Below are 20940 nucleotides of genomic sequence, written 5' to 3' on the forward strand. Positions count from 1 at the left end.
GCATTTTTGCCGCTGCTATTTCCCTACTGCCCTACTCCCTTACTCCCCTACTCCCTTAACCCTTGATCGCCTCGACCAGCGTCGTACCCAGCCGCGCCGGCGAGGGCGAAACTTTTATCCCGGCCGATTCCATTGCCGCGATCTTGTCCTCGGCGCCGCCCTTGCCGCCGGAGATGACCGCGCCCGCGTGGCCCATGGTGCGGCCGGCCGGCGCCGTGCGTCCAGCGATGAAGCCGGCCATCGGCTTGCTTCGGCCACGCTTGGCTTCATCCTTGAGGAACTGCGCGGCGTCTTCCTCGGCCGAACCGCCGATCTCGCCGATCATGATGATCGACTTGGTCTCGTCATCGGCGAGGAACATCTCGAGCACGTCGATGAACTCGGTGCCCTTGACGGGATCGCCGCCAATGCCGACGGCGGTCGTCTGGCCGAGGCCGACATTGGTGGTCTGGAACACTGCCTCATAGGTAAGCGTTCCCGAGCGCGAAACAACGCCGACCGAGCCCTTGCGGAAGATGTTTCCCGGCATGATGCCGATCTTGCATTCGTTGGGGGTGAGCACGCCGGGGCAGTTCGGGCCGATAAGCCGCGAAGCCGAGCGGTCGAGCCGCGCCTTGACCTTGATCATGTCCATCACCGGGATGCCTTCAGTGATGCAGATGATCAGCGGGATCTCGGCCTCGATCGCTTCCAGGATGGCTTCGGCCGCACCCGCCGGCGGCACATAGACGACGGATGCGTTGGCGCCGGTCTTCTCCTTGCCTTCGGCGACGGTGGCGAAGATCGGCAAGCTTTCGCCCTTCGAGCCGGTCCAGGTCTCGCCCCCCTTCTTGGGATGGATGCCGCCGATCATCTTGGTGCCATGATAGGCCAGCGCCTGCTCGGTGTGGAACGTGCCGGTCTTGCCGGTCAGGCCCTGCACCAGCACCTTGGTGTTCTTGTCGACGAGAATGGACATGGATGATAACGCCTCTGAATTCAGCGATTACAAGAAAGGATTGACGGCTCGTACTGAGCCATAAACCTGGTTGTGGTTAAGGTCCTCGGTGTAGAAAATCGGCGCGCCGAGATACCCGGCCGCGGCGAGAAGCGCGGCGTCGTAGTAGTGAATTCCGTAACGGCGCGCGAGGTCCAGCCCAGAGCGGACATAGCTTTCATCGACGGGCACCAAAGGACAGGTCCCGAGGAGAACCAGCCACTGGTCGAGCAGATCATCGCCCAGAAGGGATTTCGCTCGCGACACTGCTGCGAATTCGGCCAAAGTTTGCCCCGACACGCCAAAGACGGTGCTCGATACCAGTTCTTCGGCGATTGGCGCGCGCCGTGGGTCACGATTCTTCTCCGAAGCCGCGTAGATCAGGACGTTCGTGTCGAGAAAGCAGTCGATCTTCCCGGTCGGCATAGGCGTCCCTTCGATCCCACTTGTAAGGGGTGTCGGCGCTGTCGCTCCGTTTCGCGGCCTCGTCCATGAGGCGCTTCATTCCCGCCTTGGCCCAAGCAATCCGGTCTTCCTGCTCGACCTCATGCGCAAGCAGCGAACGAATAAGGGCGTTGAGCGTGGTCTTGCGACGTCCGGCAAGGCCTCGCGCCTTTTCGAGCAGAGCCTCGTCCATGGCCAGGGTGACGTTCTTCATCGCTCGTCTCCACATAAATACACAGCCATTATATGTGTGATTATGTGTATTCCTTCAACCACCTTGCCCACGATCTCCATCAATCAGCCTTCCCCGAGGAAGGCGAGATGCGCTTGTAGACGCCGCTCACCATGCCTTGCCAAATGTCGCTGCCGGCGGATTTGAATTGCAGCCGCATGCGATAGGCATCGGCATCGTCGAAAACATACGTCACGCGCGCCGAGCCGCGCGGCGAGGACCGCTCCAGAACCAACTCGCTCCCGTTCCATGAGCCCGCGGCCGGCGACGCCGGTACAAAGCCCATCGAATCGAACTGATACATGGTGACGACGCTGTTTTGCTGGTCGAAGCCGAACACGCTGTGCGCGCCGAAGGAAATCGTGCCGTCGCGGCGCTGGCGGTAGCGCTGCACCACGAACAGACCGCCGAACTGTGCCTCTGCCAGTACTTCCGACGTCGCTGTGCCGCCATCGGCCCATTGCGTGTCCGCCACCTCTTCCTCGCCGCGCCACGCGCCGACCAGCGCCTGCAGGCGCTGGTGATCGGCTGAGAGCGAGGAGAAGGAAGCCGCGTTCATGGTCAGAGCCGCTTCAGATCGGCGACGGTGAGGTCGCTCTTGGCGTTGCCGGTGTTGAGCGTCGTCGCCGGCTCGAACATCAGCACCACAGGCTCGGCGGTCAGCGAGCGCGGCCGATGCTCGACGCCGCGCGGCACGACGATGAAGTCGCCCTCGCCGAGTTCGACCGGACCGTCACGGAAATCGATGGCAATGCGCCCGCGCAGCACGAGAAAGGCTTCATCCTCGTTCTCATGCGCGTGCCAGTCGAAGACCTCGCCGAACTTGGCGACTTTCGCCTGGCTGTCGTTCACGTCGCCGGCAATGTGCGGATCAAAGACCTTTGTGATCTTCGCGTCCGCGGCCTCGACCAGGTTTATCTTGCGCGGAGGCATCCGCTCAGCCCTTCACCGCCGCCACGATCTTCTTGGCTGCGTCGTCGAGATCGTCGGCCGAAACCACGTTCAGGCCGCTATCGTTGATGATCTTCTTGCCGAGTTCGGCATTGGTGCCTTCCAGGCGCACCACCAGCGGCACTTTCAGGCCGACTTCCTTGACCGCGGCGATGACGCCCTCGGCGATGATGTCGCACTTCATGATGCCGCCGAAGATGTTGATCAGGATGCCCTTGACCGCCGGATCCTTGGTGATGATCTTGAACGCCGCCGTCACCTTCTCCTTCGATGCGCCGCCGCCGACATCGAGGAAGTTAGCCGGCTCGGCACCGTAGAGTTTGATGATGTCCATCGTCGCCATGGCGAGGCCGGCGCCGTTGACCATGCAACCGATATTGCCGTCGAGCGCGACATAGGCGAGGTCGTATTTCGACGCCTCGATCTCCTTCTCGTCCTCTTCGGTGGTGTCGCGCAGTTCGAGCACATCGGGATGGCGGAACAGCGCGTTGTTGTCGAACGACACTTTTGCGTCGAGCACGCGCAGCCGGCCGTTCTTCATGACGATCAGCGGATTGACCTCGAGCAGGCTCATGTCCTTCTCGACAAAGGCCTTGTAGAGGATCGGGAACAGCGTATCGCCATCCTTGGCCGCGTCGCCGTCGAGCTTCAGCGCGCCGTTGAGCGCCTTCAGGTCAGCAGATGTGACGCCCTTTTCCGGATCGATGGCGACGGTGATGATCTTTTCCGGCGTGTCATGCGCGACCGCCTCGATGTCCATGCCACCTTCGGTCGAAACGACGAAGGCGACGCGGCCGACCGAACGGTCGACCAGGATCGATAGATACAGCTCACGCTCGATATCGGCGCCGTCCTCGATGTAGAGGCGGTTGACCTGTTTGCCGGCCGGGCCGGTCTGTTTGGTGACCAGCGTGTTGCCGAGCATTTCGTTGGCGTTGGCAACGACTTCCGCCACCGACTTCGCCAGCCGCACGCCGCCCTTGGCGTCCGGGCCAAGTTCAGTGAATTTGCCCTTGCCGCGGCCGCCGGCATGGATCTGGCTCTTCACCACATAGAGCGGACCCGGCAGCGCCTTGGCGGCGGCTTCCGCCTCGCTCGCCTTGAACACCGGCACGCCTTCGGCCACCGGTGCGCCAAAACCCTTCAGCAGCGCCTTGCCTTGATACTCATGGATATTCATATGGATCGTCTCCAGATCGGCTGCTGGGTTTACTTCGAGGCGAGCTGCGGCGCGATCTTGACGCAGGCCTCGGTCAGGCCCTGCACCGTCGCCACCGAGGAGTCGAACATCTTCTGTTCGCTCTTGTTGAGCTCGATCTCGATGATGCGCTCGACGCCGCCGGCGCCGATCACCACGGGAACGCCAACATAGGTGTTCTTGACGCCATATTGGCCGGAGAGGTGCGCGGCGCAGGGCAGCACGCGCTTCTTGTCCTTGAGATAGGCTTCCGCCATCGAGATGGCCGAGGCCGCAGGCGCATAGTAGGCCGAGCCGGTCTTGAGCAGGCCGACGATCTCGGCGCCGCCGTCGCGGGTGCGCTGCACGATTTGGTCGAGCTTTTCCTTCGAGGTCCAGCCCATCTTCACGAGGTCGGGCAGCGGAATGCCCGATACCGTGGAATAGCGGATCATCGGCACCATCGAATCGCCATGGCCGCCGAGCACGAAAGCAGTAACGTCCTCGACCGAGACCTTGAACTCCTCGGCCAGGAAATAGCGGAAGCGCGCGCTGTCGAGCACGCCGGCCATGCCGACGACATGGCTGTTGGGCAGCCCGGAAAACTTCTGCAGCGCCCAGACCATGGCGTCGAGCGGATTGGTGATGCAGATGACGAAGGCCTTCGGCGCATACTTCTTCAGGCCGGCACCGACCTGTTCCATGACCTTCAAGTTGATGCCCAGAAGGTCGTCGCGGCTCATGCCCGGCTTGCGCGGCACGCCGGCGGTGACGATGCAGACGTCCGCACCCTCGATGCCGGCATAGTCATTGACGCCGGTCAGCCGGGAATCGAAACCATCGACCGGCGACGACTGCGCGATATCAAGCCCCTTGCCTTGCGGAATACCCTCGGCAATATCGAACAGCACCACGTCGCCGAGGTCCTTGAGCCCGATCATGTGGGCTAGCGTGCCGCCGATCATGCCCGAGCCGATAAGCGCTATCTTGTTGCGTGCCATGTGAGGATGTTTTCCCTTTGTCTGTGACTGCGCCCAAATCTTTGACGACTTGATGACGGGGCCGAGGAAGAGGCCGGAATGCTGCGGGAGACCGTGAGATTTCGCCGCACCCAATAGCTCCAGCGCAAAGTAAATTCAAACGATTATTTTGGGGTGAGCATTTTCAATCGGTTAGAGGCATTTGGACTTACGTAAACGTCAAAGTTTGTGAGCCGACTGAAGAGAACTTACACAACCAGGATGGAGATAAGAAGGCTCTTTGCGGCGATGACGCCCTTGTGATGCCGGTTGCCGGGAAATTCTTCGGCTGCCAGGCAGATCGAACGCGCCGAGGCTGACCTGTCTTCAGGCCTGTGCCTGCTGCGCATCGGCCCTGGCCATCCGCCGCTCCGCCCAGTCTTCCAGCCAGTCGCGGCTCTGCATCTCAACGAGTCGCGACGCCGTGCGTTCGAACTCGAAGACCTCGACGCCCCGCTTGGCCGCGTAAAGGGCCTGCGGCGCCGCCTCGGCGCTCATCACCAGCCGCGCATGATGATCGTAGAGCGTGTCGATCAAAAGGATGAAGCGCTTGGCCTCGTTGCGCTTGCCTTCGCCCAGCACCGGCACATGGTCGATGAAAACGGTCGAAAAGCGCCCGGCAATCGCCAGATAGTCTCGCGCGCCGAGCGGCTTTTCGCACAGATCGGCGAAGGAAAATCGCGCCGCTTCGCCGGCAGCAGCCGGCACGGCGACCTGCCGCCCCTTGAGGGTCAGCGACGTCCCGACCGTCGGCGCGCCTCGCGTCATCGTTTGCCAGGCCTGGTCGAGCGCCTGGTCCGCCGCGGCGTCGGCCGGTGTGACATAGACCGGCATGCGGGCAAGCTTTTCCAGCCGGTAATCCTTGTCGGCGTCGAGCGACAGCACATGCGCGTGCCGTTCCAGTATGGCGATGAACGGCAGGAAGAGCTGGCGGTTGAGCCCGTCTCGATAGAGATTTTCCGGCGCCACGTTCGAGGTGGCGACCAGCACCACGCCGCTGGCGAACAGCGCTGAGAACAGCCTGGACAGGATCATCGCATCGGCAATGTCGGTGACCGAGAATTCGTCGAAGCACAGCACCCAAGCCTGCTCGGCCAGCGCCTTGGCTACCGGCGGGATCGGATCGTCCGCCTTGACCGTGCCATCCTTGCGCGCCTGCCGGTGCTTCTGGATACGGTCCTGCACCTCGGCCATGAAATCGTTGAAATGGACGCGGCGCTTGCGCCTGACCGGCACCAGCTCGAAGAACATGTCCATCAGCATGGTCTTGCCGCGGCCGACGCCGCCGTGGATATAGAGACCCTTGACGGCTTCATGCGTCTCGCGCTTGCGGGCGAACAGCCAGCCAAGCGCGCTGGACTTATGCGCCAGCCGCTTGGCCGAGATCTCGTCGATCAGCCGGTCGAGCGCGGCCGCGATCCGTTCCTGTGCCGGATCGCGTTCGATGGCGGCGCCTTCCACCAGATGGTCGTAGCGCTGCCTGACGGTCGCATGGGTCTGGAGGCCGTCACGCAGATGCATCGGTCACGTCGTTCTGGAGCAATTCCAGGAAAAGTGTGTAGCGGTTTTCCGTCCGGAATTTTGCAAAAACAAACAAGAGGAAGGTCGGTCTATCTTGTAAGCGAAATCGGCTGACCGTTGGAAGTCTGGCCGTCGAACTTCGAGCCGCCCGAGGAATAAAGCCGCGCCAGCGAACCGCCATTCTCGTCATAGAGCGTCAGCTGCTTGCCAGCGACGTTCCACGACTTGATGCCGTCGATCGGCGGCGGGCAATGCAGCGGCCCAGCGCGGAAGCCGGCGCCGAATTTGGTCTGCGGTGTCGCCACCTTGCAGCTCTGGCCCGAAACACTGGCGTTCCAGACACCGGCGACACTGGCGGCGTTGAGATCCGAGGCTCCGGCGGGCGCCGAACCGTCCGGCGGCAATGACGCTACCTGGGTATTCGCCGGTGCGGTCGGGAACTGCGATGGGTCGGTGGTGCCGGGCGAAGCTGGCGGCGGCAGCTGATTCGCGGTCACCTTGCCGGCGGGCGCGGCCTCTAGCGGTGCCGGCTGCTGGTCGTCCATCGACGAGAATCGTGAGGTCGAGCAGCCGCTTGCAACGAGCGCCGCCAGCGATACGGCCACCAGGCCGCTTTTCGAAAAAGTCATACCAACCTCCGTCGGATCCGGCTGGGGGGAAGCCGTCCGCGCAATATCACCTCCACCAAGATGGAGAAGGTGGCGAAATTTCAACCTGATATGGTTAAAATAGGGTTTGCGGCAAGAATGTTGCAAATTTATCGCACTCACCGCACCAGCAGCGCTGGGCACGAACACATATTCGCCGGATCCGACGACATAGCCCTTGCGGCTTGTCGATCGCTCCGGCCAGCACGATGTGGTGGTGAGCCAGCGCGGCTGCCTCTGCCGCATCGGGATCCGCGCCGGCAAACGCTTGCGCCAGCAAGAACACGGCTTATGTCTAGCAAACGCAACCCGCCGGAGCTTGAAATTGGCAGCCAGAAAGAAAGCCGCCAATCGCTATTACAGCGGCCCGCCGAGCGATCATTTCGACGGCAACCTGTTCTTCAACCCCGATGGCCAGATACCAGGGCGTTTTTCCGACCTGCTGAAATGGCAGTTGAGCGGCCAACGCTCGAAGTGGCCGGTCACCGACCCGAGCCCCTTGCCGCAGGCAAAGCCGGCCAGGCGGGTCGACGGTTCCGACCTGAAGGTGACCATGGTCGGCCATTCCACCTTGCTGATCCAGACGGCCGGCCTGAACTTCCTCACCGATCCGGTATGGTCGCTGCGCACGTCGCCGTTTTCCTTCGCCGGACCAAAACGTGTCGCTCCGCCAGGTATCGCCTTCGCCGATCTGCCACCGATCGATCTCGTATTGGTCAGCCACAACCACTACGACCATCTCGACCTCGCCACGCTCAAGCAGCTGAAGGCCGGCCACGATCCGCTGGTGATCACACCGTTCGGCAACGACACCATCATCGATGCCGCCGTGCCCGGCATGCGGCTGTCGGCGCATGACTGGGGCGACAGGGTCGAGCTCGGCAACGGCGTTTTCGTCCATGTCGAGCCGGCGCATCATTGGTCGGCGCGCGGCGCCCGCGACCGGCGCATGGCCTTGTGGGCCGGATTCGTCATCGGCACGCCGGCCGGCAATATCTATTTCGCCGGCGATACGGGTTTCCACGATGGCATCAACTATCGACTGATGGCCGAAAAGCACGGCGGCTTCCGCTTCGCCATCCTGCCGATTGGTGCCTACGAGCCGCGCTGGTTCATGGCGCCGCAGCACCAGAACCCGCAAGAGGCCGTGGAAGGCATGAGGCTGTGCAATGCTGCCCATGCCGCCGGCTGCCACTGGGGCACCTTCCAGCTCACCGACGAACCGTTCGACGAGCCGGTCCGCAAATTGGCCGAGGCGCTTGACGGGCAAGGCATCCCGCGAGAGCACTTTCGCGCCTTGCGGCCGGGAGAAGTCTGGGACGTGCCGGAAACGGCGACATCCTGAATTGAATCGGCCCGCGGTCAACGGAACCGAAAGCGCGACAGCCGCGTTTGTCATACGATTTCGAATCTGTCGATTGCGAGGCATTCCAATGATCAGATGGATCGTCATTCTTCTTATCATCGCCGCCGCGGCGAGCCTGCTTGGCATGCCGGCGCTGGCCGGAGCCGCCGCCACTGGCGCGCGCATTCTCATCGGCATCGTCCTGATCATCTTCCTGCTGGTGGTGCTTGGGGTCTTCGCGGTGACCTGAGAGAGACCGTTTGGAAAATCTGCACTTCGACCATCTGGAGGCGTCTCCAGCGCCTCTGATGCCCACCGATCGAACGTCCGCTGCGCTCCGGTTTTGGAAACCACCACCATATGGCTAGCCGGAGTGAATTTCGAAGCCCTCTCCAAGGCGGCTGCGCACTGGTAATTCCTGCCCGTTTCCGCCATATAGCGCCAAACGGACACGGAATTCGCGGAGCAATGGCAAGCACGGCCCCTTTCGCCAAGATGAACGGCATCGGCAACGAGATCATCGTCGCCGATATGCGCAGCCGTGCCGATCGGGTGACGGCGGCGGCGGCCATTGCGCTGAACGCCGATGCCGCGACCCGCTTCGACCAGATCATGGCGATCCATGACGCGAAGACGCCGGGCACCGCCTTTTTCATCGATATATTGAATTCCGACGGTTCCGGTGCGCAGGCCTGCGGCAACGGCATGCGCTGCGTCGTCCAGGCGCTCGCCGCCGAAACCGGCCAGAAGACCTTCACCTTCGAGACCGTGGCCGGCATCCTCAACGCGCGCGAGCATGTCGACGGGTCGATCTCGGTCGACATGGGCACGCCGCGCTTCGGCTGGCAGGACATCCCGCTGGCCGAGGAGTTTCGCGACACCCGCATGATCGAGTTGCAGATCGGTCCGATCGACGCGCCGGTACTGCATTCGCCATCGGTCGTCTCGATGGGCAATCCGCACGCCATCTTCTGGGTCGACCGCGACGTCTGGTCCTATGAGCTCGACCGCTTCGGCCCGCTGCTCGAGAACCACCCGATCTTCCCCGAACGCGCCAACATCACCATTGCCCAGGTCACGTCGCCCGAAACCATGGTCATCCGCACCTGGGAGCGCGGCGCCGGCCTGACCAAGGCCTGCGGCACAGCCTCCTGCGCCGCCGTGGTTGCTGCCGCCCGTACCAAGCGGACCGGCCGCGGCGTCAGCCTGCTGACCCCCGGCGGCGGCACGTTGCATGTCGAATGGCGCGAGGACGATCACGTCATCCTCACCGGTGCCGCCGAATGGGAGTTTTCCGGCAGCTTCGACCCATCGACCGGGGCATGGGCTCGCGATACCGAAAGCGCGGCCTGATGTCGGCTCTGTCCAAGGGTGTCGACATCGTGACCTTCGGCTGCCGGCTGAATACCTACGAATCCGAGGTGATGCGGCGCGAGGCCGAAACCGCCGGCCTCGGCGCGCTTGATGGCGGCGCGGTGATCTTCAACACCTGCGCCGTCACCGGCGAGGCCGTGCGCCAGGCCAAGCAAGCGATCCGCAAGGCGCGCCGCGACAACCCGCGGGCGCGCATCATCGTCACCGGCTGCGCCGCGCAGACCGAGCCGCAGAATTTCGCCGCAATGGACGAAGTCGATCTGGTCCTCGGCAATGAGGAGAAGCTGAAGGCGAACTCTTACCGCGCTCTGCCGGATTTCGGCGTCAACGACACCGAGAAGGCGCGCGTCAACGACATCTTTTCGGTGCGTGAGACCGCCGGCCACATGGTCGACGCCATCGAAGGCCGCGCGCGCGCCTTCGTCCAGGTGCAGAATGGCTGCGACCACCGCTGCACCTTCTGCATCATCCCATACGGCCGTGGCAATTCTCGCTCGGTGCCGATGGGCGCCGTGGTCGAACAGGTCAAGCGGCTCACTGGCAACGGTTATGCCGAGATCGTGCTGACCGGTGTCGACATGACCAGCTTCGGTGCCGACCTCCCGGGCGCGCCGAAACTCGGCAAGCTGGTGAAGACCATCCTGAAGCAAGTGCCCGACGTGAGGCGCCTGCGGCTGTCGTCGATCGACTCGATCGAGGCCGACGACGACCTGCTCGACGCCATCGCCACCGAGCCACGGCTGATGCCGCATCTGCATCTGTCGCTGCAATCGGGCGACGACATGATCCTGAAGCGCATGAAGCGCCGGCATCTGCGCGACCAGTCGATCCGCTTCTGCGAGGATGTGCGCAAGCTGCGCCCCGGCATCGTCTTCGGCGCCGACATCATCGCCGGCTTTCCGACCGAGACCGACGAAATGTTCGAGAACTCGGAAAAAATCGTTGGGGAGTGCGGCCTGACCCATCTCCATGTCTTCCCGTTCAGCCCCCGCGAAGGCACACCCGCCGCGCGCATGCCGCAGGTCCGCCGCGAACTGGTCAAGCAGCGCGCCGCCCGACTGCGCGCCGCCGGCGAGGCCGCCTATGGCAGGCACCTGTCGTCACTCGCCGGAACGCGCCAGTCGATCCTGATCGAGCGGGACGGCCTTGGCCGCACCGAAGGGTTCACCCTGACCGCACTCGGCGCCGGCGTGCCGGGCGAAATCGTCGAGGCCGAGATCACCGGTCACGATGACGGCCGCCTGATCGCGGCGCCCCTTGCCCGCGCCGCCTGAGAACGCAAAGCATGGCTGGTTTTTTCAAGAAGATATTTTCGTTCGGCAAGAAAGAGGTTGTCGAGGAGCGCGTCGACGAAACCGCCCCGCTGCCGCCGATCAAATGGGATGCGCTGGAGACGCTGAAGCCGGCGGCCGAGCAGACCGTTCCGGAATTCCTGAAGCGCGAGGCGGAAGCCGCCCCCCATCCTGCGCCCGAGGAGCCGAAGCCCGAGCCCGCTCCGGCCACCCCGCCCACAGCGGAGCCGACCGCTCCGGCCGAGCCGGAGCCTCTGCCGGCACCAGAGCCTTTGGAGGAACCCACTCCCGAGACACCCGCCGAAGCGCCGGTGGTCGAAGAGAGTCCTGCCGTTCCTACGGTTCCGGAGCCCGCACCGGATGAGCCGGAGATCGTTGCGCCCCCTCCGGAGCCCGAGCCCGAGCCGGTCGAAGTGCCGCCGGTCACGCAGCCATCCTCAGAGGTTGGCGCTGCCCCTCATCCGCCTGCCGGCACCTTCTCCCCGTATAGTGACGGGGAGAAGAAAGCTGAACGCGACGCCGCGACGCCTCTCGCGAACCTTGAAGAAAAGGCCTCGACGCCGACGCCCCCCTCTCCCCGTCCTTCACGGGGAGAGGGTAAGGGTGAGGGGCAGCGCCGACCGGCGCAGAGTGCCGCTGCGATTGCCAAAGCTGAGTCAGCGCCCAAGGAAGCTCCGGCTGCGGAAATCGCGCCGGCCATCCGCCAGCCATCGCCGGTTGAAGCACAGCCAATCATCGCCGAGATCGCGCCCGAACTCGAACCCGCGCCGGCCCCTCACCCTCCCCTCGATGAGGGTCGCAGCGAAGCGGCTGGGCGGGGTGATAGCGCAGACGCCGATCACCCCCGAGCTGCGCTCGGGACGTCTCCTGTCGAGGGAGAGGTAAAGCCCGAACCACAACCCCTGCCCGAGCCACAACCCGCGCCTGGCAAGGTGACCGTCACCAAGAAGGTCGAGCAGAAGGCCGCACCCCAGAAGGCGGCAGAACCGGCGCCGAGGCGCTCCTGGTTCCAGCGCATGAAGGAGGGGCTTGCCCGTTCTTCCCGCGAACTCACCGGCAACATTGCCGGCGTGTTCACCAAGCGCAAGCTGGATGAAGACACGCTGCAGGACCTGGAGGATGTGCTGATCCGCGCCGATCTCGGCATGGAGACGGCCTTGCGCGTCACCGACGCGCTGGCCGCCAGCCGTTACGGCAAGGACGTTTCCGACACGGAGGTGCGCGCCATCATGGCTGCCGAGGTGGAAAAGGTGCTGACCCCTGTCGCCATGCCCCTGGAGCTCGATCTCTCGCACAAGCCGCACGTCATCCTGGTGGTCGGCGTCAATGGCACCGGCAAGACCACGACGATCGGCAAGCTGGCGGCCAAGCTCACCGATGGCGGCCTGTCGGTAATGCTCGCCGCCGGCGATACCTTTCGCGCTGCCGCCATTGAACAGCTGAAGATCTGGGGCGAGCGGACGAAATCGCCGGTTATCGCCTCCAAGCTCGGCGCCGATGCCGCCGGCCTCGCCTACGATGCTTTCGAACGGGCAAAGGAGGCCGGCTCCGACGTGCTGATCATCGACACCGCCGGCCGCCTGCAGAACAAAACCGAACTGATGGCGGAGCTTGAGAAGATCGTCCGTGTTCTTGGCAAGCTCGATCCGGAAGCGCCGCACACCGTTTTGCAGACGGTCGACGCCACGACCGGCCAGAACGCGCTGAACCAGGTCGAGATCTTCCGCAATGTCGCTGGCGTCAACGGCCTGGTTATGACCAAGCTGGACGGCACGGCGCGCGGCGGTATTCTGGTGGCGATCGCGGCAAAGCACAGGCTGCCGGTCTATTTCATCGGCGTCGGCGAACAGGTCGACGACCTCGAACCTTTCTCGGCAAGCGAATTCGCCAGGGCGATCGCTGGAGTTGCGTAACGGCATGATCCCGAAGGTTGCAGACCTTCGATTGGATCGTGCGTAAGAAGGAAGATCATGAACCCACCCATTCTCGAACGCGATCCGTCCGACCCGCAGAAAGAGAAGAAGGAAGGCGTCAATCCGCTGCTCAAGCTGGTGCTGGAGCTCGGGCCGTTGATGGTGTTCTTCTTCGCCAATGCGCGCGGTGGATGGCTGGTGCAGAAATTCCCGGCCCTCGGCGAATTCGGCGGTCCGATCTTCGTCGCCACCGGCCTGTTCATGGCCGCCACCGCCATCGCGCTGATCGCCTCGTGGCTGCTGATCCGCACCTTGCCGATCATGCCGATGGTGTCGGGCGTCGTCGTCTTCATCTTCGGCGCGCTGACGCTCTATCTCCAGGATGACATCTTCATCAAGATGAAGCCAACCATCGTCAACACGCTGTTCGGCGGTGTGCTGCTCGGCGGCCTTTTCTTCGGCAAGTCGCTGCTCGGCTATGTCTTCGATTCCGCCTTCAGGCTCGATGCCGAAGGCTGGAGGAAGCTGACCTTCCGCTGGGGCCTGTTCTTTCTGTTCCTGGCCCTCGTCAATGAGGTGGTGTGGCGGAATTTCTCCACCGATGCCTGGGTTACCTTCAAGGTCTGGGGCATCATGCCGATCACGCTTCTGTTCACCTTCAGCCAGATGCCGCTGATCCTGCGCCATTCGCTGGACGACAAGGCCGGCGGGCAGGAGAAGGCCGGCAAATAGGGGAGAGGGCCATGGAATTCGTCACCACGCGCGACGAGCTGAGGACGATCTACAAGACGCCACGGCCGACCGACGGCTCGATCCGCAAGGAATTGAAGGCACTGGACGGCCACTGCCGCTCGTTCATCGGCAAAAGCCCCTTCGTGCTGATCGGCTCGTCCGACGGCGCCGGCAATGCCGACGTGACGCCGAAGGGCGACAGACCTGGCTTCGCCACCGTGCTCGACGACAGGACCATCGCCATTCCCGACCGGCCCGGCAACAATCGGCTGGATACGCTGGAGAACATCCTCCTCAACTCGTCGATCGGGCTGCTCTTCCTCATTCCCGGCATGAACGAGACGCTGCGCGTCAATGGCGACGCCCGCATCACCGTCGACGCCGGATTGCGCGAGCGCCTCGCTGTCGATGGCAAGGAGCCGCAAAGCGTCGTCGTGGTCGCCGTCAAGGCTGCCTACATGCATTGTGCCAAGGCCTTCATGCGCTCCGATCTGTGGAAGCCGGAAACCTGGTACGACCGCGCGACGCTGCCAACGCTCGGCCAGATCCTGCGCGACCAGTTGGCGCTGGCCGATACCGCCGAGGCGACCGACCGCTGGCTGGACGACAGCTACAAGCAGAGCATGTGGTAAACTTCGCGGACACGATTCGTCCGGATTTCCCTTGCTGAACATCCTCGCCATTTCGGGCAGCCTGCGCGCCGCCTCCACCAATTCCGCCCTGGTCGCGGCACTGGCGCGCAACGCGCCATCCCGTTGCCGCGTAACCGTCTATGACGGGCTGGGTCGCTTGCCGATCTTCAACCCCGACGAGGAGGGCGAACGGACACCGCTCGAACCAGCCGAGCTGATCGACGCGGTCACCCGCGCCGACGGCGTGATCGTTTCCTGCCCGGAATATGCCCATGGCGTGCCGGGCGGGCTGAAGAATGCCCTCGACTGGCTGGTGTCGCGCGACGCCGCCGTCGACAAACCGGCCATGCTGGTGCATGCCTCGCCGCGCTCGCTGTTTGCCCGCGCCGCCCTGGCCGAGATCATGCGCACCATGTCGTTCGCGCTTTATGACGGAGTCCCGCTCGAGATCGCCCTGCTCGGCAACAAGCCACCGGACGTGGAAGCCGTCCTGCGGGAAAACCAGCTGGCGATGCGCGACGCGCTGTCCGCTTTCGCGGATTTCATCGCCAGCCGCTGAGCGGCCGCCAGGACGTCCTGTTCGTCGCCTCTGCCCGAACCCGGCTATCCGATCGTCTCCAGCCGTCGCGGCAGGCGGTTCATGGCGACAGGTCCGTCCGGCGTGATCAGGAATTGGTCCTCGAGGTTGAAGCTGGCGAGGCCGTCCATGTAGAGCGGGATCTCGAAGGCCAGCACCATGCCGGCCTCGATCGCGACATCGCTGCCGGCCGCGATGAACGGCCACTGTTCGGAGAACACCGATTGGCCGACGCCGTGCCCGAAATGGCCGCGGCGATAGGAGCGCAGGCCTTGGCGCGCCAGGCTTTCGGTGGCGACGCGGTGCACATGGCCGAGCGAATTTCCCGGCACAAGTGCCGCCAGCCCGTCCTCGAAGGCGCGCTCGGCCATGGCGTGCAGGTCGGCCTGGTCGGCGGATGGCGGACCGAAGGTGAAGTTGCGCGACATGTCGGAGGCGTAGCCGCCGACGGTGCAGACCATGTCGCATTTCAGCGGATCGCCGGGCATTGCCTTTGCATCCGCACCCTTGGCCCGGGCGCCTAGCGTCACATATTCGGCCGTCGAGACAGGATGCGACAGCCCTGCCGCGGCCGCGGCGACGCCTTCGCGATAGAGCGCGATGAGGTCGGCCTGGCGCATGCCGGCCATGGCATCCACCCGCAGCCGGTCGAGCCCGGCTTCCGACAAGATGATACCTTGCTGAAGGAGCTCGATCTCGCGTTGCGACTTGATGGCGCGCAGCCTGTCGAGGACCGCCGAGCCGTCGACCATCGAAGAGTCCGGCAGCAACGCCTGCATGGCGGCAAAATCGGCGGCCGGGATGAAGTCGAGGTCGATGCCGAGCGTTGCGCGCCCCAGTCCGAATTCGGCAAGCATGGCTTGCAGCTGGCGCACCGAACTCGCGAGATCGAAGGTGGCGGGACGCGCGAAATCCGGCGCGCGGGCAAGCGTGGCCAGGCCTGCCTCGATGCGTTCCGCCAAGGGACTCCCTGGGCTTGCCATCTCAACCGGTGCCGATTCGATCCAGATCGGGTGCGCGCGCACGACTGCCTCGGGCGCGACGGTTCGCAATTGAGCTGCATTGAAGTCCGCCACCACGACCCCGATCGGCAGGTCGTGCCGGGCGGGGATGACGACAAAGCCGGCGCCCGCGCGCCGGAACAGCCCCGCCGGCCCGATCCATGACCCGGTCGCATAATGGAACGCCTCGGGCGCGCACAGGATTAGCGCCTCGATGCCGGCGCGGTTCATCAGCTGCGTGGCGCGCTCGCGGTCGACAAAGCCCGTCATGGTTTTCTCCGAATGTCCAAAGCGGCAACGGAGCATTCCGGGTATGGACAATCAAGCGGCAAGATGACGAGCCGCCGCGGGACGCAAGGGCAATCACTTCAGGCTTCGAATTGCCCCCCGTCAGCTTCTCCCGAGCATCGGCGCTTCGAAAGCTCGCCCCCGGTATGCGGCAGGACGGTTCGGTAGGTGGCGCCCGCGCGCCGGATTTATCTAAAGCTACCTCTTGGGCGCGGTTTGGCGAGAATGGGAGCCGTTAGCGGCTCATCCAGACATCCCGATCGCCCCGAACGATACAATGATTCCGAGGGCTATTAGCGCAATGCCCAAAGCACCTTCGAAGCGGCGGTTTCGCTGCATCAGCTTCTCGACGAAAACGACCAGCGTCAAAAGCAGCATCCAGGCGACGCTCATGATGCCCGCCGCGACCAGAACGGCAAACAGCGCCCAGCAGCAGCCAAAGCAATAGAGCCCGTGGTGCAGCCCCATCTTGAGCGCGCCAACCCGCCCGTCGCGCCAGTGCTGCGCAACGAAAGCGAGCGGCGAACGGCAATGGCTGAGGCAAATGTGCTTGAGGGTCGTGAATTGATAGAGTCCGGCGACGCCAAGCGTGGCACCGAGCGCGAGCGGCGCCCATTTCGAACGTTGAGGCGGATCGAGGCTCGTCGCAAACTCGCTGCCGAACTGGACCAGGACATACACGAGAAGGCCCGCCGCCGACCAGACCAGCATGTAGCCTGCGACGAACACCCATGTCGGGATGGCCACGTGCCGTTCGCGCCTGGCTTGCGCCGCCGCGAACATGAAGATCATGGGCGCCGCGGCCGGCAGCATCATAGCCGCCATCATCACCGTCCATACAGCGAGAAAGACGGCTGCGCCGGCGAGTGACCAGCCGTCGGCGGCAATTCCGGCCATCGCCATGCCGGCCATGCCTTCCATACCCTCCATCCCGCCGCGCACCGCAATGCCCATGGGCATATCCATGCTGAAGGTCTGGTAGAGGGTAAGCGCCCACGCCGCCGCTGTCAGCACGACGAGCGATGCGAGAAGGCCGAGCGGCATGCCATTCAAATTCCGGAGCCGCCACGATTTCCTGGGCAACGCATCAGGCATCGGCACGCCCTAGTTGGGGCCGGTCCAATCGAACGGAATGTGCTTGCTTGAGCGGGCCGTACCCGTCCAGTCAAGCCCGAAGCCTTTGGTGCTCGCCTCGACAGAACGCCCCCAAGTGGCAACCTGGCCTGGGCCGACCTCCGAGCCTGGCGGGTTAATCGTCTGCACCCGCTTGCCGGGTGGTGTTGTGGGACCGGAAAGCGCTTCCGCGCGCCCGACGACGAGACCAGGAATCTCGACCCGCCAGGTAGCGAGGTCGCCCGCCACCTCGAAGGTGATGGGCACGAACTCCATGCCACGCATCTCGCCGATATTGGCGGCAAAGCCCGCCGGCCAGCCGCCGGCCTGGCCGCCGAAGATCGCCTGCAGGGCTTCGCGCTGCCGCTCGTTCGCCTTCTCGTCGAGGTACATGCCCATCACGGCCTTTGCCTCGCCGGCCCATAGATTGCCCTCGAACTCGCCGAGCGCCACCAGCGTCAGGCCGTCGAGCTTCACGTCGCCATACTGACCCTCGCGCACATGCCAGGCGAGCACGCCCTGGCAGTGATTGCCGGTCGGCCGCTGGGCGAACTCGCAAGGGCAAGGGATGTCGCAGCTGCAGATGTCGAACCAGTCGCCTGCGAGCCGCCATTGAGGCACTGCATTCATGGCTCTTCCTCCTCGAAATCCAGGGCCATTTATACATCGAAGGCTGGGCGCACTCCAGAAGTTCGTGCGTCGCCCGCCGATCCCCCGCTGAATCCGGAACCCCAGCCCCGCGATTGCGTGGCACGGTTCTTGCTGTCGTAGTTTCAGGCACGCCGGGCGCAAAGACGCTGTTCCAGATCGACACCGGCATGTGAGGTTGGGAATGTCGCGCAAGCTTCTGTTCGGCCTTACCGCAGTGTTCTTGGCCGCGAGCCTGGGTGTAGCCCTCTTATCGTCTGTGACCTCATGGGGATTTCTGGCCGCGACGCAATCCGCTTCGGTCTTTTGTTCAAGCGATCCATCGACCGAGAACGTATCGGCTTCAGCGTCGCGGACTTTGCCACTATGTCCGCCAGCCGTCACAAGGTCATAGAGAGTGCCTCGATGACCGCGAGACTGTGGTTGCGCATAGCGTTCCTCAAACATGCGGCTGCCACCCGTACGTCCCCGGTGGGCGGAAAAGGCATCGTGGCGCAGTTGGCTCAGCGTTTCGAGAGTTTGCGGCGCCATGCGAACACGGCAAGAGAGGTTGGCTGCACAATGCTCCCCCAGCGCCCCCCGGACCCAGACAGCAAAGGGGCCCGGTTACCTGGGCCCCTTTATGCTTTTCAAATCTAAAGAAGATTTGGAGCGGGTGAGGCGATTCGAACGCTCGACCCCAACCTTGGCAAGGGACAAATTATACCGTCCAAGGGGTTCACGGCAGTACTCTCTATACCCTCCCAAGTGCGCGAGAACGCGACCTCTGCTCAAGGCAAGAACCGGGCGTCCGAGGAATTGCAGGCAGTTCAGTGCTGCTTGCCACAATGCGGCAGCGAACGCACTTCCTGCATTGAGCAATCGGTAACGGTGCAGAACTTGAGCCGACTGTCGTGAATTTCCGCGCACCCTCGAGACGGTGACCGCGGTAACCCGAAGCATTATGAGCATTCGTAACCGCTTGGCGTCGTACCGCGATAGAGCCACGTCCCTTGAAAGCGCTCGGTTCCCTCGGCTGAGACGAACTTGTGGAGGGAGACCAAATCATAGCCCATCGTCGAGTATTTATCTTGGAAACTGAGATAGTCCGCACGCCGCATGCGGGAGTGCGTATACCAGCATTCTTTACTGGGTGTCCAAACCCAGTCCCCTTTATACACGTCGTCGCTTCCTAAGCCGAACAAGCTGCGCCGAGCTTCGAGCTGGATTGGAAATAGACTCAGATCAGCACTGGCGGTAAAGCACTTGTCGAACTCGGCGCTACCGAGCCAGCGCTCATGGCAGCTGAGGTCCGGTCTGGTCCATCCAAACCAGCCCAAGAACCCAGCCAGGACGAACAGAACCAACAATTTGACAGGAATTTCGGCGAGTATCCGAGCGGCCAGCATTGGCTTCGCTTTCTTGGCGGCGCCCGGCGCGATTACTCCCTCCAAGATAAACGGAACCCAATATTTTTCAGCGAACTGGGAGGTAAGGAATTCCCCATGTGTTTTGTCGTGCCAACGGTCGACTACCTCGTTGGTGACGCCAAAGCCGGTTGTGCCCGCCGAACCGTAGCCCCATGTCGCCTTTGATGCGATCATGGGCCAGATGTCTCGTGTTCCAACTTCGTTGATGACAGGCGGTTCGTAGTTGCATCGAAGTTGGGAAATTGGAAAGTTATATCTTAGAACACTGCCGCACAAAATTATGCGGTGCGCCTGAAAAGTGGGGTTATTCAGCAGCATATGCGCCACGACATAGCTCCCGAAGCTATGTGCAAGATACGAGAATTTCGCGTTAGGAAAGTCTTTCACTATTCCGAGGACTTTTCTTTCGACCTTGCGAATTGCTGCTCGGCGAAACCAGGGGAGCGGGAACAAGAATCGAAACAGGTCAAAGAAACCATAGTGTACACCGGCTACCTGAATTCCGTGCTGCGCGAGCGCCTGTGCGAGCGCGTCGCGCCAGGTACCGAAATCCCGTATCCCGTGAACGGCTATAAGCACGTGCTTAATGTTCGCTCGACCTTCGGCAGATGCGACGTCCAGCATTTCCCCATATCCCCCATGATTAGCGGATGTTCAGCTTATTGTTACGACCCTATGGATGAGCTTCCGTTCTATTTCAAACGCCCTCCCATTTGGTCGAGAATATATATAGCACAGAGCAGAGCCCTTTGGGGTGAGATTCCGTGAAGACGCGAAGTATAACTACAATACACTTGCGACAACTGCGATGTCGAACCCTGCAAGATGGACTTTGCCCGTCTACAGCCATGGTCGCAACAGCGTACCGGGAGAGCTTCTCCCCCTACTGTGTGATGTGCAATCGCCAGTCGTCAGTTTGAATCTGCTGTCAATTATCCGACAGCTATGTGGTTCGACCCGAGATATTCGCCTTTGATGAAGCTCACGTCCCACTGGCCACAGGCCTCAATCGCCGCGATGGCCAACCGTGCTCGGCTGTCTGAGTGGACAAGCAGGAAGAACACCACATGCGCCGTGGTGAACGTCCAAATCGCGGCGCCGGAAGCTACGGACCGGAGGCGGTCGGCGCATGACGCGATGAAAGCGCGCCGCTCGATCCTCGGAAAGCAGGGCATATTTCCGGCAGTCGCTGATGTCGCCAACGTGTTGATGCTTCACTGTGCCCCAGTCGTGTGTCGCCACGCCATACCGAACATAGACCCGTGGATATGCCATGAACATTTCGTTCGCATGGAACTGTTCGCCACAAACCCCAGAATGCGTGCGGAGGAACTCGGCATTTCCGACGCGGAGGTGGCACGACGCGCCGGGCTGAGCGAAAGACGATACGGTAATTACGTTAGTGGGCGGCGCGAACCGGACCTTACGACGCTAGTGAGAATTGCCGCAGTGTTGGCGACGACGCCAAACGACCTGCTAATGGAGCGTCCAGGCAGAGCCGAGCAATCACCGGAGAATTTCGCCCGAACCAGAATAGCAGCTGCCTCAGCGGCGCTTGGCAACGACGATCTGGAACGTGTTGCCATTATGATTGAGGCGTTGGCAACAGCCCGCACTTAGGGCATTCCTTGTCAAATGATTTTGCCACG

At 62.9% G+C, this 20940-nt stretch carries 22 protein-coding genes; 9 read left to right on the forward strand and 13 right to left on the reverse strand.

All coding sequences use genetic code 11. The features are described 5' to 3' along the window. Positions 1-55: 55 nt before the first annotated feature. The 9 genes from sucD to NKI49_RS16745 all read right to left on the reverse strand — a co-directional run bounded on the left by sucD (position 56) and on the right by NKI49_RS16745 (position 6949). Positions 56-958 carry a succinate--CoA ligase subunit alpha gene (gene sucD, locus NKI49_RS16705; protein ID WP_027025573.1) on the reverse strand — a complete coding sequence of 301 codons (903 nt, stop codon included), beginning with the start codon at positions 956-958 and terminating at the stop codon, positions 56-58. Positions 959-985: 27 nt separating this feature from the next. Further along, positions 986-1402 (reverse strand): PIN domain-containing protein, encoded by a 417-nt coding sequence (locus tag NKI49_RS16710; protein WP_352602979.1) that lies wholly within the window; start codon positions 1400-1402, stop codon positions 986-988. Further along, the gene (locus tag NKI49_RS16715) at positions 1329-1634 is read right to left on the reverse strand and encodes a hypothetical protein (RefSeq protein ID WP_140492797.1); all 306 of its coding nucleotides are present in this window, start codon (positions 1632-1634) and stop codon (positions 1329-1331) included. Before NKI49_RS16715 ends, NKI49_RS16710 begins: the two co-directional genes overlap by 74 nt. A 79-nt stretch (positions 1635-1713) precedes the next feature. After that, complete coding sequence (locus NKI49_RS16720; protein ID WP_352602981.1) at positions 1714-2211, reverse strand: DUF1579 family protein; 498 nt, start codon at positions 2209-2211, stop codon at positions 1714-1716. A gap of 2 nt (positions 2212-2213) precedes the next feature. Further along, positions 2214-2585: a cupin domain-containing protein gene (locus NKI49_RS16725; RefSeq protein ID WP_352602983.1), complete on the reverse strand. Its 372-nt coding sequence runs from the start codon at positions 2583-2585 to the stop codon at positions 2214-2216. A gap of 4 nt (positions 2586-2589) precedes the next feature. After that, a complete protein-coding gene (sucC, locus tag NKI49_RS16730) occupies positions 2590-3783 on the reverse strand; it encodes an ADP-forming succinate--CoA ligase subunit beta (protein WP_352602985.1) in 1194 nt (397 codons plus the stop codon). Positions 3784-3812: 29 nt separating this feature from the next. Further along, the gene (gene mdh, locus NKI49_RS16735) at positions 3813-4781 is read right to left on the reverse strand and encodes a malate dehydrogenase (RefSeq protein WP_352602987.1); all 969 of its coding nucleotides are present in this window, start codon (positions 4779-4781) and stop codon (positions 3813-3815) included. A gap of 345 nt (positions 4782-5126) precedes the next feature. Then, positions 5127-6320: a cell division protein ZapE gene (gene zapE / locus NKI49_RS16740; RefSeq protein ID WP_352602989.1), complete on the reverse strand. Its 1194-nt coding sequence runs from the start codon at positions 6318-6320 to the stop codon at positions 5127-5129. 89 nt (positions 6321-6409) lie between these two features. Next, positions 6410-6949: a protease inhibitor Inh/omp19 family protein gene (locus NKI49_RS16745; protein ID WP_352602991.1), complete on the reverse strand. Its 540-nt coding sequence runs from the start codon at positions 6947-6949 to the stop codon at positions 6410-6412. Positions 6950-7292: 343 nt separating this feature from the next. On the opposite strand from NKI49_RS16745, the gene NKI49_RS16750 reads away from it, so the two are divergent. The 8 genes from NKI49_RS16750 (at position 7293) to NKI49_RS16785 (ending at position 14814) form a co-directional block, all read left to right on the forward strand. Further along, entirely contained in the window at positions 7293-8312 is a 1020-nt protein-coding gene (locus tag NKI49_RS16750) for an MBL fold metallo-hydrolase (RefSeq protein WP_352602993.1), read from the forward strand. A gap of 88 nt (positions 8313-8400) precedes the next feature. Next, positions 8401-8562 carry a DUF1328 family protein gene (locus NKI49_RS16755; protein ID WP_027025692.1) on the forward strand — a complete coding sequence of 54 codons (162 nt, stop codon included), beginning with the start codon at positions 8401-8403 and terminating at the stop codon, positions 8560-8562. A gap of 218 nt (positions 8563-8780) precedes the next feature. Beyond that, the gene (gene dapF / locus NKI49_RS16760; protein ID WP_352602995.1) at positions 8781-9665 is read left to right on the forward strand and encodes a diaminopimelate epimerase; all 885 of its coding nucleotides are present in this window, start codon (positions 8781-8783) and stop codon (positions 9663-9665) included. Further along, a complete protein-coding gene (mtaB, locus tag NKI49_RS16765; RefSeq protein WP_352602997.1) occupies positions 9665-10960 on the forward strand; it encodes a tRNA (N(6)-L-threonylcarbamoyladenosine(37)-C(2))-methylthiotransferase MtaB in 1296 nt (431 codons plus the stop codon). Before dapF ends, mtaB begins: the two co-directional genes overlap by 1 nt. A 389-nt stretch (positions 10961-11349) precedes the next feature. Further along, the gene (gene ftsY / locus NKI49_RS16770) at positions 11350-12891 is read left to right on the forward strand and encodes a signal recognition particle-docking protein FtsY (RefSeq protein WP_502899525.1); all 1542 of its coding nucleotides are present in this window, start codon (positions 11350-11352) and stop codon (positions 12889-12891) included. Between the two features lie 57 nt (positions 12892-12948). Then, complete coding sequence (locus NKI49_RS16775; protein WP_352603001.1) at positions 12949-13623, forward strand: septation protein A; 675 nt, start codon at positions 12949-12951, stop codon at positions 13621-13623. 11 nt (positions 13624-13634) lie between these two features. Beyond that, positions 13635-14255 carry a pyridoxamine 5'-phosphate oxidase family protein gene (locus NKI49_RS16780; RefSeq protein ID WP_352603003.1) on the forward strand — a complete coding sequence of 207 codons (621 nt, stop codon included), beginning with the start codon at positions 13635-13637 and terminating at the stop codon, positions 14253-14255. A 31-nt stretch (positions 14256-14286) separates the two neighbouring features. Next, on the forward strand, positions 14287-14814 hold the full coding sequence (locus NKI49_RS16785) for an NADPH-dependent FMN reductase (protein WP_352603005.1): 528 nt from the start codon (positions 14287-14289) through the stop codon (positions 14812-14814). 44 nt (positions 14815-14858) lie between these two features. Here NKI49_RS16785 and NKI49_RS16790 read toward each other — a convergent pair whose 3' ends face one another. From NKI49_RS16790 to NKI49_RS16805, 4 genes are all read right to left on the reverse strand, one after another. Beyond that, positions 14859-16103 carry a M24 family metallopeptidase gene (locus NKI49_RS16790; RefSeq protein ID WP_352603007.1) on the reverse strand — a complete coding sequence of 415 codons (1245 nt, stop codon included), beginning with the start codon at positions 16101-16103 and terminating at the stop codon, positions 14859-14861. A gap of 261 nt (positions 16104-16364) precedes the next feature. After that, positions 16365-17165, reverse strand: coding sequence for a DUF2182 domain-containing protein (locus NKI49_RS16795; RefSeq protein ID WP_352603009.1), 801 nt, complete (start codon positions 17163-17165; stop codon positions 16365-16367). Between the two features lie 60 nt (positions 17166-17225). Beyond that, a complete protein-coding gene (locus NKI49_RS16800; RefSeq protein ID WP_352603011.1) occupies positions 17226-17864 on the reverse strand; it encodes a DUF1326 domain-containing protein in 639 nt (212 codons plus the stop codon). A 959-nt stretch (positions 17865-18823) separates the two neighbouring features. Further along, a complete protein-coding gene (locus NKI49_RS16805; protein ID WP_352603013.1) occupies positions 18824-19915 on the reverse strand; it encodes a hypothetical protein in 1092 nt (363 codons plus the stop codon). Between the two features lie 666 nt (positions 19916-20581). On the opposite strand from NKI49_RS16805, the gene NKI49_RS33390 reads away from it, so the two are divergent. Then, positions 20582-20911: a helix-turn-helix domain-containing protein gene (locus NKI49_RS33390; protein WP_502899526.1), complete on the forward strand. Its 330-nt coding sequence runs from the start codon at positions 20582-20584 to the stop codon at positions 20909-20911. Positions 20912-20940: the final 29 nt, after the last annotated feature.

Origin of the sequence: Mesorhizobium sp. M0587, from assembly GCF_040320945.1 — a bacterium.
Lineage (GTDB): Bacteria > Pseudomonadota > Alphaproteobacteria > Rhizobiales > Rhizobiaceae > Mesorhizobium.